Origin of the sequence: Microbispora sp. H10949, from assembly GCF_014161435.1 — a bacterium.
GTDB classification, from domain to species: Bacteria; Actinomycetota; Actinomycetes; order Streptosporangiales; family Streptosporangiaceae; genus Microbispora; species Microbispora triticiradicis.
In genome coordinates, this window is sequence record NZ_JABBWZ010000010.1 from 302,775 (window position 1) to 319,005 (window position 16,231).

The 16,231-nt window shown below is 69.6% G+C and carries 13 protein-coding genes and 1 riboswitch; of the genes, 4 read left to right on the plus strand and 9 right to left on the minus strand.

Going from position 1 to position 16,231, the window contains the following annotated elements:
* Window position 1 precedes the first annotated feature (1 nt).
* The gene (locus HHX40_RS26485; RefSeq protein ID WP_182882744.1) at window positions 2–475 is read left to right on the plus strand and encodes a hypothetical protein; all 474 of its coding nucleotides are present in this window, start codon (window positions 2–4) and stop codon (window positions 473–475) included.
* On the opposite strand, the gene HHX40_RS26490 is transcribed toward HHX40_RS26485, so the two are convergent.
* From HHX40_RS26490 to HHX40_RS26525, 8 genes are all read right to left on the minus strand, one after another.
* Entirely contained in the window at window positions 404–1,852 is a 1,449-nt protein-coding gene (locus HHX40_RS26490) for a hypothetical protein (RefSeq protein WP_182882745.1), read from the minus strand. The two genes, HHX40_RS26485 and HHX40_RS26490, sit on opposite strands and share 72 nt — an antisense overlap.
* Window positions 1,853–1,933: 81 nt before the next feature.
* Entirely contained in the window at window positions 1,934–3,307 is a 1,374-nt protein-coding gene (locus HHX40_RS26495; protein ID WP_111700046.1) for an L-serine ammonia-lyase, read from the minus strand.
* A 34-nt stretch (window positions 3,308–3,341) separates the two neighbouring features.
* A complete protein-coding gene (gene gcvH, locus HHX40_RS26500) occupies window positions 3,342–3,731 on the minus strand; it encodes a glycine cleavage system protein GcvH (RefSeq protein WP_111700047.1) in 390 nt (129 codons plus the stop codon).
* Window positions 3,728–4,819 (minus strand): glycine cleavage system aminomethyltransferase GcvT, encoded by a 1,092-nt coding sequence (gcvT, locus tag HHX40_RS26505; protein ID WP_182882746.1) that lies wholly within the window; start codon window positions 4,817–4,819, stop codon window positions 3,728–3,730. The genes gcvH and gcvT overlap by 4 nt, the downstream gene beginning before the upstream one ends.
* A gap of 139 nt (window positions 4,820–4,958) precedes the next feature.
* Window positions 4,959–5,056: riboswitch (glycine riboswitch) on the minus strand.
* Window positions 5,057–5,072: 16 nt separating this feature from the next.
* Window positions 5,073–5,480, minus strand: coding sequence for a type II toxin-antitoxin system PemK/MazF family toxin (locus tag HHX40_RS26510; protein WP_182882747.1), 408 nt, complete (start codon window positions 5,478–5,480; stop codon window positions 5,073–5,075).
* Window positions 5,470–5,742, minus strand: a complete 273-nt coding sequence (locus HHX40_RS26515) for a hypothetical protein (RefSeq protein ID WP_208868344.1) — start codon at window positions 5,740–5,742, stop codon at window positions 5,470–5,472. The genes HHX40_RS26510 and HHX40_RS26515 overlap by 11 nt, the downstream gene beginning before the upstream one ends.
* Window positions 5,743–5,752: 10 nt before the next feature.
* Window positions 5,753–6,529, minus strand: coding sequence for an AfsR/SARP family transcriptional regulator (locus HHX40_RS26520; RefSeq protein WP_182882748.1), 777 nt, complete (start codon window positions 6,527–6,529; stop codon window positions 5,753–5,755).
* A gap of 649 nt (window positions 6,530–7,178) precedes the next feature.
* Window positions 7,179–7,967, minus strand: coding sequence for an AfsR/SARP family transcriptional regulator (locus HHX40_RS26525; RefSeq protein ID WP_182882749.1), 789 nt, complete (start codon window positions 7,965–7,967; stop codon window positions 7,179–7,181).
* A gap of 319 nt (window positions 7,968–8,286) precedes the next feature.
* Here HHX40_RS26525 and HHX40_RS37900 point away from each other — a divergent pair, with 319 nt between their 5' ends.
* The 3 genes from HHX40_RS37900 to HHX40_RS37165 all read left to right on the plus strand — a co-directional run bounded on the left by HHX40_RS37900 (window position 8,287) and on the right by HHX40_RS37165 (window position 15,233).
* The gene (locus tag HHX40_RS37900; RefSeq protein WP_182882750.1) at window positions 8,287–14,517 is read left to right on the plus strand and encodes a DNRLRE domain-containing protein; all 6,231 of its coding nucleotides are present in this window, start codon (window positions 8,287–8,289) and stop codon (window positions 14,515–14,517) included.
* Window positions 14,518–14,533: 16 nt separating this feature from the next.
* Window positions 14,534–14,995 (plus strand): hypothetical protein, encoded by a 462-nt coding sequence (locus tag HHX40_RS26535; protein WP_182882751.1) that lies wholly within the window; start codon window positions 14,534–14,536, stop codon window positions 14,993–14,995.
* Window positions 14,996–15,110: 115 nt separating this feature from the next.
* Window positions 15,111–15,233: a hypothetical protein gene (locus HHX40_RS37165; RefSeq protein WP_259403938.1), complete on the plus strand. Its 123-nt coding sequence runs from the start codon at window positions 15,111–15,113 to the stop codon at window positions 15,231–15,233.
* A gap of 255 nt (window positions 15,234–15,488) precedes the next feature.
* Here HHX40_RS37165 and HHX40_RS26540 read toward each other — a convergent pair whose 3' ends face one another.
* Window positions 15,489–16,184 (minus strand): gamma-glutamyl-gamma-aminobutyrate hydrolase family protein, encoded by a 696-nt coding sequence (locus HHX40_RS26540; protein ID WP_182882752.1) that lies wholly within the window; start codon window positions 16,182–16,184, stop codon window positions 15,489–15,491.
* Window positions 16,185–16,231: the final 47 nt, after the last annotated feature.

The window sequence follows — 16,231 nt, forward strand, 5'->3', positions numbered from 1 at the left end:
CATGCGTCCGCGTCTGGGAAACCGTGTCGGACTGCTCCTCGTGGGTCTGGTGCTGGTCGCGGGGGGACTCGGCCTGCTGGCCGTCGCACGGCGGCCCGGGTCGCCGCCGGTCGGCGTGGGCGTGCTCGGCGGCAGGCCGTGGGCGCTCCCTCTGCTGGCCGGGGCGGCGATGCTGGTCGCCCTGGTCGCGACCCGCTGGCTCGTCCTGGCCCTCGGCTGGGGACGGGTCGGCAGGCGCACCGGCGCGGGCATCGCGATGCTCGGCGTGGCGCTCAAGGGCGTCGAGGGGATCGGCCGCCTGTCGGTCAGAGTCGTCGGGGACGGCAGGCTGCGGGTGTCGGTGTCCCTGCAGCGATCGGCCGACCTGCGGCAGGTGATCAGGAGGCTGGACGAGTCGGCGGTCTCACGCCTTCGCCGCACGGTCGGCCGGGACGACGCGCCCGCCGTCGTCCGCCTGCACGTTCGCGGACGCTGACCGTCTCCGGCCCCCGGCCGCGGTCCGGGCGGGGGAGCCCGCTGGGGCCACGGGGGCGCCGAGCGCCAGCCCGGCGGCCAGGCAGGCGAGCGGCACGACGGGCACCACGTAACGGTGGTCGAAGGCGGCGATCAGTGGCGGCAGCAGGAGCAGGACCATCGCGGCGGTCCACGGCAGCAGCGCGGCCCACCGCCGCGCGAGCACCCCGGCGAGCCCGGCCAGCAGCACCACCACCGCCAGCAGCGGCCCCCGCAGGAAGCCCTGCTCCTGGTAGGCGCGCAGCCATCCCGCGAACGGCTCGGCCACCCGCGTGTCCCCCGAGGCGCCCTGGTAGGCGGTGGTGAGCTCGGCCGCCGTACGGCCGCCGGAGGCCACCTTGGAGGTGAACGGCTTCACCGAGGCGGGAAAGACGTACGCGCTCTGCGGCCCCGGGGAGGGGTACGGCCTGCGGTCCCACTCGAACGCCCACAGGGCGTCGTGCAGACCGGTCGCCAGGAAGTCGAGCGGCTGGCTGCGGATCGCCAGCGAGGCGAACTCGCCCGCCAGCCGCTCCCGGTCCTTCTTGACCCGCTGGATGGGGGAGCGGGCGTCCCAGATGTAGGCGGGCGCGGCGAGCCGGGGCCCCGACGGGCACAGCACCGCGAGGTCCCGCGGCGGCTTCATCACCGCGCAGTCGGCGAAGGTCATCGTGCGCGACCACAGCCAGGTGCTGCTGCCGCCCATCCCGTACGACCCGTGGGCGTCGTGGAACCAGACGGCGTACCCGCCGAGGACGGCCGAGGCGGCGGCGAGCCCGGCGAGCGCGGTCCGCCAGCGCCGGGCGAACAGCGCCGGGAGCAGCGCGAGCGCGATCAGCGGCAGCCCGAGGGTCCGGGTGACCGTCGCCAGCCCGAGCAGCAGCAGCGCCACGACGACGAGCCATCCGCCCGGCCGGGGCCGCCACAGCAGGATCGTCACCGCGGCCACGACCAGGGCGGTGAACAACAGGTCGGCCATGACCAGGTGTTCGAGCTGGATCTGGTGGACATCGAGCAGCACCGGCGCGGCGGCGAGCGCCGCCCCCCAGCCCGGCAGCCGCGTACGGCGGCGCAGCAGGGCGTAGACGCAGACCGCCATGCCGAGGCCGAGCAGGTGCTGGACGACCACCACCGCGGTGACGCTGTGCAGAGGGCTGAGCGCCCACAGGAACAGCGAGTAGCCGGACGGCCGGGACGGCAGGGGCCGCAGGTCGAGGGCGGAGCTGAGGTAGGCGAACGAGTCGGCCCAGAACCACAGCGCGGGCCGGTAGCCGAGCACGGCGACCGCGCGCAGGGCGGCGCCCGCCGCCAGCAGGACCAGGAACGCCCGATGCGGGCGCAGCGCCTCGCGCCACCTCACGTGACGGCCCTCCTCCTCGTCGGCGAGATCACCACCTTATTGGGCGTCCGCCGGCGTGCCGTCCGCGCCCGCGAAGGGGGATCAGCACTCGATGACGTTCACGGCGAGGCCGCCGCGTGAGGTCTCCTTGTACTTGTCGAGCATGTCCCTGCCCGTGTCACGCATCGTCTTGATGGCCTTGTCGAGCGGCACGAAGTGCCGGCCGTCCCCGCGCAGCGCGATGCGCGCGGCGGTCACGGCCTTGATCGAGGCGACGGCGTTGCGCTCGATGCACGGGATCTGGACCAGGCCGCCGATGGGGTCGCACGTCAGGCCGAGGTTGTGCTCGATGCCGATCTCCGCCGCGTTCTCCACCTGCTCGGGGGTGCCGCCGAGGGCCTCGGTGAGGCCCGCCGCGGCCATCGAGCAGGCGGAGCCGACCTCGCCCTGGCAGCCGACCTCCGCGCCGGAGATGGAGGCGTTCTCCTTGAACAGCACGCCGATCGCGCCCGCGGTGAGCAGGAACCGGACGACGCCGTCATCTCCGGCGCCGGGAAGGAACCGCGTGTAGTAGGAGAGGACGGCCGGGATGATTCCGGCGGCGCCGTTGGTGGGAGCGGTGACGACCCGGCCGCCCGCCGCGTTCTCCTCGTTCACGGCCAGCGCGAACAGCGTGATCCAGTCCATCGCCCGCAGCGGGTCGGCGCCGTCGGCCTCGCCCTGGAGCTTGCGGTGGAGCTGGTGCGCCCGGCGCCGCACCTTGAGCCCGCCCGGCAGGACGCCCTCGCGGGTGGTCCCGCGCCGCACGCACTCGGCCATGACGGCCCACAGGTGCAGCAGGCGGGCCCGGATCTCCTCCGGCGTACGGCCGAAGGCCCGCTCGTTCTCCATCATCAGCCCGGAGATCGACAGGCCGGTCTCCGCGCAGTGCGCGAGCAGTTCCCGCCCGGTCGTGAAGGGGTACGGCAGCACCGTGTCGTCGGGCTTGATCCGGTCGGCGCCGGTGGCGTTCTCGTCCACCACGAAGCCGCCGCCGACCGAGTAGTACACCTTCTCGCGCAGCACGGCCTCGTCGGCGTACGCCGTGAACCGCATGCCGTTCGGATGGTGGGGGAGCGACACCTTGCGCTCGAAGACGAGATGCTCGCCGACGACGAACGGGATCTCCCGGAGGCCGTGCAGCGTCACCGTGCCGCTCGCCCGCATCGCGGCCAGCCGTTCGTCGACGGTGTCGACGTCGACCAGCTCGGGCTTGTCGCCGGACAGGCCGAGCAGGACCGCCTTGTCGCTGCCGTGACCCTTGCCGGTCAGGCCGAGCGAGCCGTACAGGACGGCCTCGACCCGGGTGACCTTCTCCAGCAGTCCGTCCTCGTGCAGCCCGCGGGCGAACCTGTGCGCCGCGGCCATCGGGCCGCCCGTGTGCGAGCTGGACGGCCCGATCCCCACCTTGAACAGGTCGAAGACGCTGATCGCCATTGATCGTCGCCCTTCCCGTGCGCGGCCGGGACCGTCAGGACTCGCCGGAGGTGAGGGTGCCGTACTCCGCCGCTGACAGCAGGTCCTCCGGCTCCCCCTCCACGCGCACCCGGAACAGCCAGCCGTCGCCGTACGGGTCGGTGTTGAGCAGGGAGGGGTCGTCCACGACGGCGGAGTTGATCTCGACGATCTCGCCGCCGACCGGGGCGAAGATGTCGCTCACCGACTTGGTCGACTCGACCTCGCCGACCGCGTCACCGGCCGCCACCGTCGTGCCCGCCTCCGGCACCTGCACGAACACCACGTCGCCGAGCTGCTCGGCGGCGTACTCCGTGATGCCCACCGTCACGGTGAGGCCGTCGTCGATCCCGGCCACCCACTCGTGCTCCTTGGTGTAGCTCAGCTCCTCGGGAATGCTGCTCACTTGCTCCTCCTGTAGAAAGGCAGATCGACGACGTCGACCGGTTCATGGCTGCCCCGGATGTCGACCGTCAGGCCGCCCTCGCGGAGGGCGTCCTCGGTGACGTACGCCATGGCGATCGGCTTGCCGAGGGACTGCGACGGCGCGCCGCTGGTCACCTCGCCGACGACGGCACCCTCCCGGGTGACGGGGTAGCCGTGGCGGGGCACCCGGCGGCCACGGGCCACCAGCCCGACCAGCCGCCGAGTGGAGCCGTTCTGCGCGGCCCGTTCCAGGGCGGACCGGCCCACGAAGTCGCCCGGCTTGTCGAAGCGGACGACCCGCCCGAGGCCGGCGTCGAACGGGGTGGCCGAGGAGGTCAGCTCGTTGCCGTACAGCGGCATGCCGGCCTCCAGGCGCAGCGTGTCGCGGGCCGACAGCCCCGCGGGGACGAGCCCGAGGCCACGGCCCGCCTCGCCGAGCGCGTCCCACAGGGGTACGGCGTGCTCGTTGAGGACGAACAGCTCGAAGCCGTCCTCGCCGGTGTAGCCCGTCCGCGCGATCAGGGCGGGCGCGCCGGCGACGACACCGGGGAGGATGGCGTAGTACTTCAGGCCGTCGACGTCCGCGTCGGTCAGCCCGCGCAGGATCTCGGCGGCACGCGGCCCCTGCACGGCCACCAGCGCGTACTCGTCGGACCGGTCCGTCACCCGCGCGTCGTACCCCTCGGACCGGGCGGTCAGTTCACGCGCCACGACGGCGTAGTTGGAGGCGTTGGCGACGACCATGTACCGGTCCTCGTCGAGGCGGTAGACGATGAGGTCGTCGAGGATGCCGCCGTCCTCGTCCACGATCATCGTGTAGCGGGCGCGGCCGGGAGCGAGGATGCTGAGGTGGCCCACCAGGGCGTGGTCGAGCGCCTCGCCCCCCTGCGGGCCGGTGACGAAGATCTCCCCCATGTGGGAGAGGTCGAACAGGCCCGCGGCCGTGCGCACCGCGTTGTGCTCGGCCGACTCGCTGCCGTACCGCAACGGCATCTGCCAGCCGGCGAAGTCGGTCAGGGTCGCGCCAAGGCGTTCGTGTACCCCGCGGAGCGGGGTGGATCGGGACATGCGGACCTCGGAAAGGACGGATGCTGCACTGAACTATCGGGCATCCTCCCCCTCTGTCATCGGCGCCTGAGAGCTTCGTCCGATCTTTGCCGGACTTTCACCTTCGGCGAGGCCTCGCGGCCTTCTTTCCAGAGGTCACCTGGCCCGCGCGGTCCTTTGCCTTGAGAGGTTCGCGGGGAGGGCTTGCTCCTTCAGGGGCCCTGACCGGCTGCCAGGACGCTCTCCCGCACGGGATGATCGGTGCGCTGCCAGCCTAGTGGTTCGCCGCCGTCCTCGTAACCTGCCGGGTCGCCCGCTTTGCCGCACCCACGGTGTCCGCCCAAACCATCAGCGCCGGGCTATCGATAGAACAGGCCGAGCGGAAGCCGCGCAACGCGATGTCGATCTCATGCATCTCGTAAGGGTCGAGGCGGCCGGAAAAGTCGCCGAGCCGGGTGGCGTCCACGGCGCTGAGCTGGTCGACGAGCACCCGTGTCGTCTTGCCTTCCACCTCGATCTCCGGCCGGAACACCGCACGGCCCGCGCTGGTCGAGGTGGGGGCGACGACGAGAGTGGACAGGGCGAAACCGTCTGACTGCAGCACTATCGCGAACCGTTCACCACGCTGCTCGTGGCCGACGGCCCCACGAGGGGCGCGCAGCCGGTAGACGTCACCACGCATCCGGATGCCCAAGCTCCTGGCGGATCGCGCGGATCTCGGCCAGGTCGTCCGGGTCCTTGCCAAGTCTCTCCGCGTCCGCGCGGGCCTGCTCCAGCCAGCGGAGGCGGTCGGCGAGCCTGATGGCCTCGCGCACCACGTCTGTCGCCGACCGTCCGTCGGCCGTCAGCCGGGCAAGGATCTGCTCGGTCGTCGGATCAAGCTCGATCGTCAGCACAGCCATATTGTCACTGTAGGTGAGCGTCACGCGCAGGTCTTCTGTCACATTGGGTGACCTAGTTCGCGCTCGGAGTGATACCCCTGGGGGTCGTGCGGCCACGGGCGGGAAAGGCGCTCAAGGCGTCGCCGGTGAGGATCCGCTGGTGGAGGGCCTGGGTGTCGGGGGACGGCTCGGTGCCGAGGCGGTCGACCAGGGTGCGGCGCAGCCGCTGGTAGGAGGCGAAGGCGTCGTGGGTCCGGCCCGAGCGGTGCAGGGCCAGCATGAGCTGCCGGTGGGGGCGTTCGCGCAGCGGGTGCCGGGTGGCCCACTGGGCCAGGCCGCCGACGATCTCGCGGTGGTGCCCGAGCGCCAGCCGTACGTCGAAGAGGTCCTCGGTCACCGCCCGCCGATCCTCGTCGAGCCGTTCGGCCCACACGCGGAGCCCGTCGACCTGCCGCACATCGAGGAGGGCGTCGCCCCGCCACAGGCTCAGCGCGTTCTCGAACAACCGCGCCGCATTGTGGTAATCGCCATTCTCGCGAGCGATTCTGCCCTGCGCCACCCATTGGTTGAATTCTGCAACGTCCACGGACCCCGGCCGGACGGAAAGAAGGTATCCGCCCTTCACCGTACGGACCGGAGAAAGGCCGGGGTCGCGAGGGGAGAGCCGCCGCCGCACCTGGGCGACGTAGGTGGTAAGATTGCGCGGCGCCGAAATAGTGGGACGGCCATTCCACAGTAGTGCGGTGAGCTGGTCCCGGTGCAGCGCGATATTCGCATTAAGGACGAGCAGCGCCAGGAGCTGCCGATGTCTCGCGGCGAGGCCGGCGATGGCGTCTCCTCGGTCGTTCATGGCCGAAAACGGTCCGAGCACGGCGTATAACACGGTTCCCCTCGCGCAAGGCAGCGTGAACGCGCCGACGACGGCGGCTTTGATCGGCGTTTGACGATATCTCTCCCCGCCTTCATTCGTCAAAATTACGCGTTTTCCGGCCGCCCGTAGATGTGTTGTCGGCCACTCGGCATTGCGTTCCGTAAAGTCATGAATGCCCAGCGAACATGCACGTGCATGTTATGAAATCGGTTACATCACCGGGATTCGCCATGAGGCGGTGCAAAAAGGCAGCAAGTGGGATCCCCACCGGGCGATGATTGCCGGGGCCGGACGAACGCCTGGCCACCCGGTCCCACGAGGTCGCCCTCCCGGACCTCCCGTCACCGTTGCGCTCGTGCTCGCGGCGACCTCGCGGCGCAGGCGTGGTTGATCTGGGTGGTGGTTACGCGGGAGGACGCCGACGCCGATACGGCCGGCGACTCCCGCGTGCGCGTCGTTCTGTGGAGCCTGTACTCACTGGCCGCGGGCGCGTTCCTGTCGCACCTCGTGCCTGCGCGCGCTCGGTGTCGCCCTCGACCTGCCGCCGAGGGCCGGGGCCACGGCGCTCACACTGGTCAAGCTGTTCCATTTCCCTCGGCGGCTGGACCGGGGACGGGCGCGTGGTGCTTCACCCGACAGCGGGTACGTAGGCGAGGGACGCGCCGATCTCCGGGTCGCCGGCCAGGATGCGCTGGTGGAGGGTCCGCGTGCCGGTAGCGGGCCCGGCGCCCATCTGGTCGACGAGAGTCCGGTGAAGGCGCTGGTAGGCCATGGACGCCTCATGAGTGCGACCGGATCTGTGCAGGGCGAGCATGAGCTGCCGGTGAGGGCGTTCACGCAGCGGGTGCGTCGACGCCCACTGGGCCAGGGCGCTGACGACCTCGTGGTGCTGCCCGGCTGCCAGCCGTACGTCGAACAGGTCCTCGGTGACGGTGCGCCGGTCCTCGTCGAGCCGATCGGCCCACACCGCGAGTGCGTCGACGCGCCTGAGATCGAGCAGGGCGTCGCCCCGCCACAACCGCAGGGCGTCGCCCAGCAGTTCGGCCGCATCGTGGTAATCGCGATTGTCCCGGGCCGTTCTTCCGTGCATTGTCAGGTAATTGAACTTGTCGACATCCACGGAGTCCGAGGGTGCGGAAAGGACATAGCCGCTGCCGACCGTCCGCAGCGCGGAGTTCGCCGGTTCGCGAGGGGAGAGCAGGCGGCGCAGGCGCGCGATGTAGGTGGTGAGATTGCGGCGGGCGGAGTCGGGCGGACGACCGTTCCACAGCAGGTCGATCAGCCTGTCACGATGCATGACGATGTTCACGTTGAGCAGGAGCAACGCCAGGAGCTGCCGCTGCCTCGGCGTGAGCTCCGCGATGACCTCGCCCTGGACGTCGAAGGCCAGGAACGGTCCAAGCAGCGCGTACAGCACGGTCCCCCTCGCGCATGGCGGCTAGTGAGCGGTTTTCGCTTCGACGGCTTCCCCGGTGTCCGCTGAAATCAGCATGCAAGGAACGGACATAAGTGTCTTGTCTTTTTCTGCACACTTGATGTCGTTTCGTGCAGGGTGCCGGTGAGCTCTGGCCCCGCCCACGGCTGTCACGGAGGCGGGATAGGTGACGTAGGTCGAAAATGTGTTGGTTGTATGTCGATGATCCGTAGCGTCTGGCGCGTATGCCCCCGGCCTGTGGAGCGTCGATATGATCCCCCCTCTTCGGCAGATGCTCGCTGTCACCGCTCGGAATCGGCAGGTGAAGCGACGAACACGGCTCAGGGCGGTGGTGACCGGCCTGGCCATGGTGGCGGCCCTGCTGGTGGTGCCGCCCGCGGTCGCCGCGCCGGTGGCCAAGGCGGCGCCGGCATCCCCGGCTCCGGTCTCCGAGCGTCCCGACGCGACGTCGGCGGCGCTGACGGCACGGTTGCAGAACTCTCCGGTCGAGGACCTGTCGGCGCGTACGGAGGACTCGACGACGGTCTATCTGCCGGACGGCTCGGCGAGGACGGAGATCTTCGCCGGTCCGGTGCGCGTGAAGCAGAACGGCGCGTGGACGCCGGTGGACACCACGTTGGTGGAGCGGAACGGCCATCTGGAGCCGAAGGCGGCCGCGGCCGGGGCGCAGGTGGAGATCTCGGCCGGTGGTGACGGCCCGCTGGCCGAGCTGGTCACGGGGTCGGGCAAGGACGAGCACCGGATCGGCGTGCGCTGGCCGACCGCGCTGGGCAGGCCGCAGGTCTCAGGCAACACCGCGACGTGGGCGAACATCGCGCCCGGCGCGGACCTGGTGGTGCAGGCGCAGCCGCGGGGGTTCGTGCACTACGTGGTGCTGAAGCAGAAGCCGACCGCGCCGGTGGAGATCCGGCTGCCGGTCGAGCTGGCCGGAGCCGATCTGTCCAAGGACTCCAGGAACCGGCTGAAGCTGGTCGACAACGCCGGCAAGGGCAAGGGTGACCTGGTCGCCGCGGCGCCGCCGCCGCACATGTGGGACGCGGCGGCGGCCGACTCCCCGGACGCGGGTAAGCGGTCGGAGGTCGGCTCGGCGATCGAGAAGGGTTCCGACGGCCCGGTCCTGGTGCTGAAGCCGTCGATGGACTTCCTGAACGCGCCGGACGTGACGTACCCGGTGACGATCGACCCGTACATGCAGATGACCCTGCAGACCGACACCTTCGTCTCCGACGACTACCCCAACTCGGCGACCTCGGCGACCTGGCTGCACGTGGGCCGGTTCGGGTCGGGGACGAAGACCGCCCGGACCTACCTGCAGTTCAAGCTCGGCGGGCTGATCAGCAAGCACATCATGAACGCCGACCTGTACCTGTCGAACTACAAGGCCAACGCCTGCGGCGGCGTGGCCGCCGGACTGGGCATCCGGGTCAAGCGGGTCACCTCCGCCTGGTCGTCGTCCACGCTGACGCAGTCGAACCACCCGACCTCGACCACGACCGGGATGGTGGACAACACCAGCCAGGCCTACGGGTACGACTCCAGCTGTCCGGAACACGACATGCTGTGGTCGAGCGAGGACATCGTGCAGTATTGGACCGACCACCCGACCGAGAACTACGGCCTGCAGGTCCGGGCGGTGTCGGAGACCCAGGCCACCAACTGGCGGATGTACCGCTCCTCCGAGAACACCGTCGGCGCGGACGGCCCGCGGCTGTCGATCCAGTGGAACTCCTACCCGACCGTTCCGCACCACCTGACCGTCAACCCCTCGGCGGGCGGCACGAACGGCGGCACGTTCGTCACCTCGCTCACGCCGACGCTGACCGGCATGGTCGGGGACGGGGAGTGGGACACCGAGACGATCAGCTTCTATCTGGAGCACGACCCGAGCTACCCGGCCGAGGGCACCGGCAGCGTGTGGACCGGCAGCGTGACCGGGATCCTGCAGGGCGAGCTGGGCACGGTGACCGTCCCGTCGGGCAAGCTGGTCGACGGCTACCACTACAGGTGGCGGGCCAGAGGCTACGACGGCACCGACTACTCCCGCGACTACTCCTCCTACCGGTACTTCACCGTCGACATGACCGCCCCGGCCGCGCCCACGATCTCCTGCCCTGACTACGCCTCGGGCGTCTGGACGGCGAAGGCGTCCGCCCCGGTGACCTGCACCCTCGACACCACCTCCGCCGACGGCGCGGGCTACTACTGGGGCCTGGACGACGCCTCGGCTCCGACCCTGGTCGAGGACAACGACGGCGGCGGCGACGCCAAGACGATCACGATCGACCCCGCCCAGGGCTGGCACACGCTGTCGGTCAAGGCCCGCGACATGGCGCTGCGCACCTCCACCGTGACCACCTACAGCTTCGGCGCAGGCGTCGGCGAGGTCACCGCGCCGCTGGCCGGCGACCGCACCCAGGCCGCCGTCACGCTGGGATCCCGCGCCGCCCCCGGCGCCACCGGGGTCCGCTACGAATACAAGGCCGACGTCAGCGCGAGCGGAACCTGGGCGGCGATCCCTCCGGCGCACGTCACCGTGCCGGGCTCGGCGACCCCCATCTCCGGCTGGCCGTACACCACCGTGACCACCGGAACCAGCGCGGTCTTCGGCTCGCTGTACTGGGACGTCGCGGCGACGATGGCCGCGGCCGGCCGGGGTGACGGTCCGGTTCAGGTGCGCGCCTGCTTCGTCAAGGCCTCCGGCGAGGCGTGCTCCGACGCACGCGAGTTCACCCTGGAGCGCGCCGCCTTCGGCTCCTCCTACGCCACCCAGCAACTGGGCCCCGGCGAGGTTTCCCTGCTGACCGGCGACTACTCGGTCTCCGCCACCGACGTGTCGGCCTTCGGGTTGTCGGTCTCGCGCGGCCACACCACCCTGGCCCCCGCCGCGGCGTCGGGCGCCGCAGGAGTGTTCGGCCCCGGCTGGACGGCGTCCTTCCCTGCCGGAGCCTCCAGCGTGTCGGGGATGCGGTTCGAGGACCACTCCGGCGCCGGGTACGTGCTGTTCACCGGTACCGACGGCTCGACCGAGACCTACACGGTCCAGCCCGACGGCATGTACAAGGGCATCTCCGACGCCTCCGACGGGTCCACGGTGACCAAGGACTCGGCTACACAGTTCACCCACACGGACACGGCCGGGACGAAGACCGTCTTCAGCGCCTCCGGCAGCGCGTGGACCATCACGTCGATCGACGAGGCGGGCGCCGGAAACACCACCGCCTACACCTACGACGCCTCCGGACGGGTCAGCCGGATGCTCGCCCCAGTCCCCGCCGGGGTCACCTGCACCACCCTGGTCGCCGGCTGCAAGACACTCGACATCACCTACGCTGCGAGCACCACGGCGAGCGGCGTGTCGAGTGGCTGGGGCGACTACACCGGCTTGGCCAAGGCCATCTCCTACACCGCCTACGACCCCGCCACCTCGGCGATGAAGACCACCACCGTCGCCACCTACGCCTACGACTCCACCGGCCACCTGCGCACGGTGACCGATCCCCGCACCACCCTGACCGTCACCTACTACTACGACGGAGCCGGCCGGGTCTCCCAGATCACCCCACCGGGGCTCAACCCCTGGCGGATCGACTACGACACCTCAGGCCGCCTGGCGGATGTCCAGCGCGAGGCCGGCACCACCGACATCGTCCAGGCCGTCTCCTACGGCGTGCCGATCAACTCACCTGTCGACGTCACCGGCGCCACCGCCGCGACCTGGTCGCAGACCACCGACCTGCCTCGCACCGGCAGCGCGGTCTTTCCCTCCTGGCACGTGCCGCCACAGGCCGGCGACGGATCCTACGCCCCGGTGGCCGCCGACTACCCGTACGCCTCCCTGACGTACATGGACGTCAACGGCCGTGCGGTCAACACGGCGGCGTACGGCGCGGGCGCGTGGCAGGTCTCGGCGACGCGATACGACGACGATGGCAACGCCGTGTGGGACCTGAGCGCGGGCAACCGGACCGAGGCTTTGGCGCCCACATCCACCACGGACGCCTACGTGGCGGGGCGCGTCAGCAGCGCCGAGCGAGCCGACCTGCTGGCGGCCGTCACGGTGTACAACGACGACGGGGATGTCCTGACCAGTGACGGCCCCGCCCACCAGGTGATGCTCGCCGACGGCACGTTGGCGTCCGCCCGCCAGCACACCGCCTACACCTACGATGAGGGCAAGCCCGACCCGGACACCGACTACCACCTCGTGACGACCACAACCGTGGAGCCTCTGGTCGTGAACGGCGCAGGCACGGTCGCGGCGGCAGACATCCACATCGACAAGGTGGGCTACGGCCCAATAGTCTCCGGCGACCCCTCCGGCTGGGACCTCCGCCAGCCCACCAGCCAGAAGACCGTCGTCGCGGGCGGCACCGATACCGTCCGCAAGGTGCGGTACGACGATGCGGGGCGGGAGATCGAACGGCGTATGCCGTCATCGTCAGGCTCCGACGCGGGCACGACAACGACGACTCACTACACCGCCGCCGCCAACTCCTCGTACCCGTCGTGCGGCGGAAAGCCACAGTGGGCCGGACTGGTGTGCCGCACGGCCGCCGCGGCAAACCCCTCTGGCGGCGGGACCCTGCCCGTAACCACTGTCACCTATGGCTACTGGGGTCAGACCGCCCAGACCGTGGAGACATCGGGGTCGGCGACCCGAACCTCGACGGTCACGGTCGACGCCGCAGGCCGTATGGCCACGACCAGCATGACCGAGACTGGTGCCGGCAGCACTCCACTGCCGGACGGCACATACACCTACGACAGCGCGACCGGCCTGCAGACCGGATCCACCGCGGGCGGGGTCTCGGTCACGACCGCCTATGACGCGCTGGGCCGGGTGTACTCGACCACGGACGCGGACGGCAACACCGCTGTCACCACGTACGACGCGACGGGCCGGGTCGCCACACTGAACGACGGCAAGGGCACCTACACCTACACTTATGACGGCACCGACGCCGCCGGAAAGGCGGAGCGCCGCGGCGTCCCCACCGGCATCGCGGTCTCCGCTATTGGTTCGTTCACCGCCGCCTATGACGCCGGAGGCAACCTGATCAAGCAGGTGTACCCGAACGGCCTGACCGCCACCAGCACATGGGATGGCACCGGCAAGCAGACCGCGCTCACCTACGCCAAGTCGGGCGCGAACTGGCTGGCCTTCACCGCCATCCCCGACGCCGACGGCCGGACGGTGGAAGCGGCCGGGCCGAACGGCAGCCTGCAGCACTACACCTATGACACCGCCGGACGCCTGACCAAGGTCGCCGACACTTACAACCTGTCGTGCGAAACCCGCACCTATGGTTTCGATGTCGACAGCAACCGTACTTCTCAGCTGAGCTACCCAGCGGCCGACGACGGGTCGTGCTCCACGTCGACCACACCGACGACCGCAACGCATACCTTCGACTCGGCAGACCGGATCACCGACTCCGGGTACTCCTATGATGCCTTCGGCCGTACGACCGCGGTCCCGGCGGGGTCCGCGGCCAACGGCGCGGCGGTCACCGTGGGCTACTACGCGGGTGACATGGTCAGGACCCTCAGCCAGGCGTCCACGACCAAGACCTTCACCCTCGACCCGCTCGGCCGCATCCGCCAGACCACGTCCTCGGCCGGCACCCAGACGAATCACTACACGGCCAGCGGCGACTCCCCGGCCTGGATCGCTGAGGCGAGCGGCAGCTGGACCCGCAACGTCACCGCCTTCACAGGTTTGGCGGCGACGCAGACCAGCGGCGGGACGCTCACGTTGCAGCTCACGAACTTGCACGGGGACGTGGTCGCGACCTGTGCCGATAGCAGTAGTGCCACCGGCGTGGACAGCTACGCCGAACAGACCGAATATGGTCTGGACCGCTCGGTCAACACGAGCGACCGCTACGAGTGGCTGGGAGGCGCTCAACGAGCCAGCGACACCGTGGCCGACATCGTCCTCATGGGCGTCCGTCTCTACAATCCGGCGACCGGGCGATTTCTGCAGACCGATCCTGTCGAGGGAGGCGGCGCCAACGCCTATTCCTATCCCACCGACCCGGTGAACGGTTATGACCTGGACGGTAACTGCTGGGGGGCTGATCACGGGTTGTACAGCTGGTCGTACTGCTATATGACCTATGCCGACCACCCTCTTCATCAGCTCACGTTCCATCACTTCAAGTTCTGGGGGGAGGCGGCCGCCGAATGGCAAGCACTGTGGAAGCTATTCAAACTCAGGAAATTCCTGCGGGACATAAAGGCGGTCATCGGAGCCGTCACAAGTGTCTTGAAGAACCCGCGTGCAGCGGCCCAGCGGCTACGGAGCCTTTTCACCGCGACTTGCTGGAACAACAGGTTCGCCATGGCGCATTGTCTGGTCGCCATGAAGCTGCCCTCAGATATCGCGACGAGTCTCGCCGACTACATAAATGCGATCAAATATTGGAACGAATATTCGGGGGCGTCGACTATGGGCGCCCGATGTGCGGCCGTCCGTAAATACATGGGAGGCCGCGGGCCGCTGGCGCAGAAGGTCTGCGTAGGATACTGACATCGTCCGGCCGCCAGTGCTCATCGTCCCGCTCGGCAGGGCGGTGCGATGGGCACTGGCCTTGCCTTTGGAAGTGACAATGGAGCCGAGTGCAACCCCTCGGGCGCCGATTTCCGCCCCTTGGTACTGGAGCCTGCTGCTATTCGCTGTCTCGATCGTCATACTGGCCGGCAACTGGGACTTCTGGACTGTGCGTATAGTGTTCGGCCTCACCGCCGCAGTCTTCCTCTGGGAGATGATGCTGGGGTTGGCCGATGCGGCCGGGATGAATGAGGTGTTCTCACGGTTGAGGGGAACCGGGTTTCAGGCCGGTAGGCGACTTCGCGCCGCGGTGGCAGTGCTGGTTCTTCTGTCGGGCATGGCGGCGCTGTGGGTGGACATTCGCCACCAGCTGTCGTGGTACATGATCGTAATCAGCCTGTTCGGGCTCGCTTATCTGCTTTGGCTGCTGACCTCTCGGCGGGAATCGATAGAATGAATATTTTTCTGGCTATCATGACCGACTCGGCCGGCACTGGGGTGATAGGTGGAGGTGTAACCACTGCCCCTGCTAGAGGCGACTGGGGTCGCCGCTTCCGGATAAGGGGCAGTGTTTGGAATCCGACGATGAGTTTGCGCAATGGATCTCGCTGCTGAGAGAGGACGAGGCATTTGATGCCGAGGTGGATCGCCTCGGCGCGGAGGGCCGTTGTGTTCCAGTCATCGACTCGGTTTGAAGCCGGACATGCGAAACGGCGTCGGTGTGTGGATGTGCGGTTCCGGTCCGCATGAGGTCGCAAGAATAGGCAGAATAGAAGACGGCGAACTCCGCAAGCGCTGAGCCCTCGCCACGTTTCCCGTACGAGCGAGCGTGGTTCCACCCGGCTGACCGTCATGCCGACCACCTGTAGACGGAGGGGAACTGGACGATCTGCTCCGTCGCCTCGGCGGCGGCTGTATCTGTGGACGGCGGACTGACCGCCGCCAGACGATCAGGAGCGAGTTCGGGCGGCCTCGACGAGGGCGTGGAACAAGGGGCCGTCCTCGTCGGCCTCGGGGTGCCACTGGACGGCGAGGGCGAACGCCGCGCCGGTGACCTCGACGGCCTCGATCGTGCCGTCGTCCGAGCGGGCGGTGACCTCCAGGCCGTCGGCCAGGCGGTCGATCGCCTGGTGGTGGTAGTGCGCGGGGGCCAGCTCCTCGTCGCCGTAGACCTTGGCCAGTGACGGCGAGAGCCGTACGGGGAGGCGGCCGAAGACTCCGGGGGCGGGGGAGTGGCCGGTGTGGTCCACGACCGCGGGAAGGTGCTGGTGGAGGGTGCCGCCGAGCGCCACGTTGAGCACCTGGAGGCCCCGGCAGATGCCCAGGAACGGCAGCCCGGCCGCCAGCGCGGCGCTCATCAGCCCGAACTCGGCGTCATCCCGAAATTTCCGGATGTAGCCGGTCTGCTCGGCCGGGACGGCCCCGTACCGGGCGGGTTCGATGTCGCCCCCGCCCGCGATGATCAGCCCGTCGAGACGGCCGGTCAGTGCGGCGGGCTCCCCGGCGGGCGGCAGGATGACCGGCTGCCCGCCCGCCCGCACGATGTGGTCGACGTACATGTACGGCAGCAGCGCCGCGGGCATGTCCCACACGGTGAACCTCGCCGGCTCCACGTAGCAGGTGACGCCGATGACCGGACGGGACATGCCCTGCCTCCCCCTTCGTCTGACGAAACGCTTCCGCCCGGCCCCGA

Coding starts and splice junctions, on each gene's coding strand:
- HHX40_RS26485 (WP_182882744.1), top strand. CDS start 2: ATGCGTCCGCGTCTGGGAAACCGTGTCGGACTGCTCCTCGTGGGTCTG.
- gcvT (WP_182882746.1), bottom strand. CDS start 4,819: ATGTCCCGATCCACCCCGCTCCGCGGGGTACACGAACGCCTTGGCGCG.
- HHX40_RS26520 (WP_182882748.1), bottom strand. CDS start 6,529: ATGAACGACCGAGGAGACGCCATCGCCGGCCTCGCCGCGAGACATCGG.
- HHX40_RS26495 (WP_111700046.1), bottom strand. CDS start 3,307: ATGGCGATCAGCGTCTTCGACCTGTTCAAGGTGGGGATCGGGCCGTCC.
- HHX40_RS26540 (WP_182882752.1), bottom strand. CDS start 16,184: ATGTCCCGTCCGGTCATCGGCGTCACCTGCTACGTGGAGCCGGCGAGG.
- HHX40_RS26510 (WP_182882747.1), bottom strand. CDS start 5,480: ATGCGTGGTGACGTCTACCGGCTGCGCGCCCCTCGTGGGGCCGTCGGC.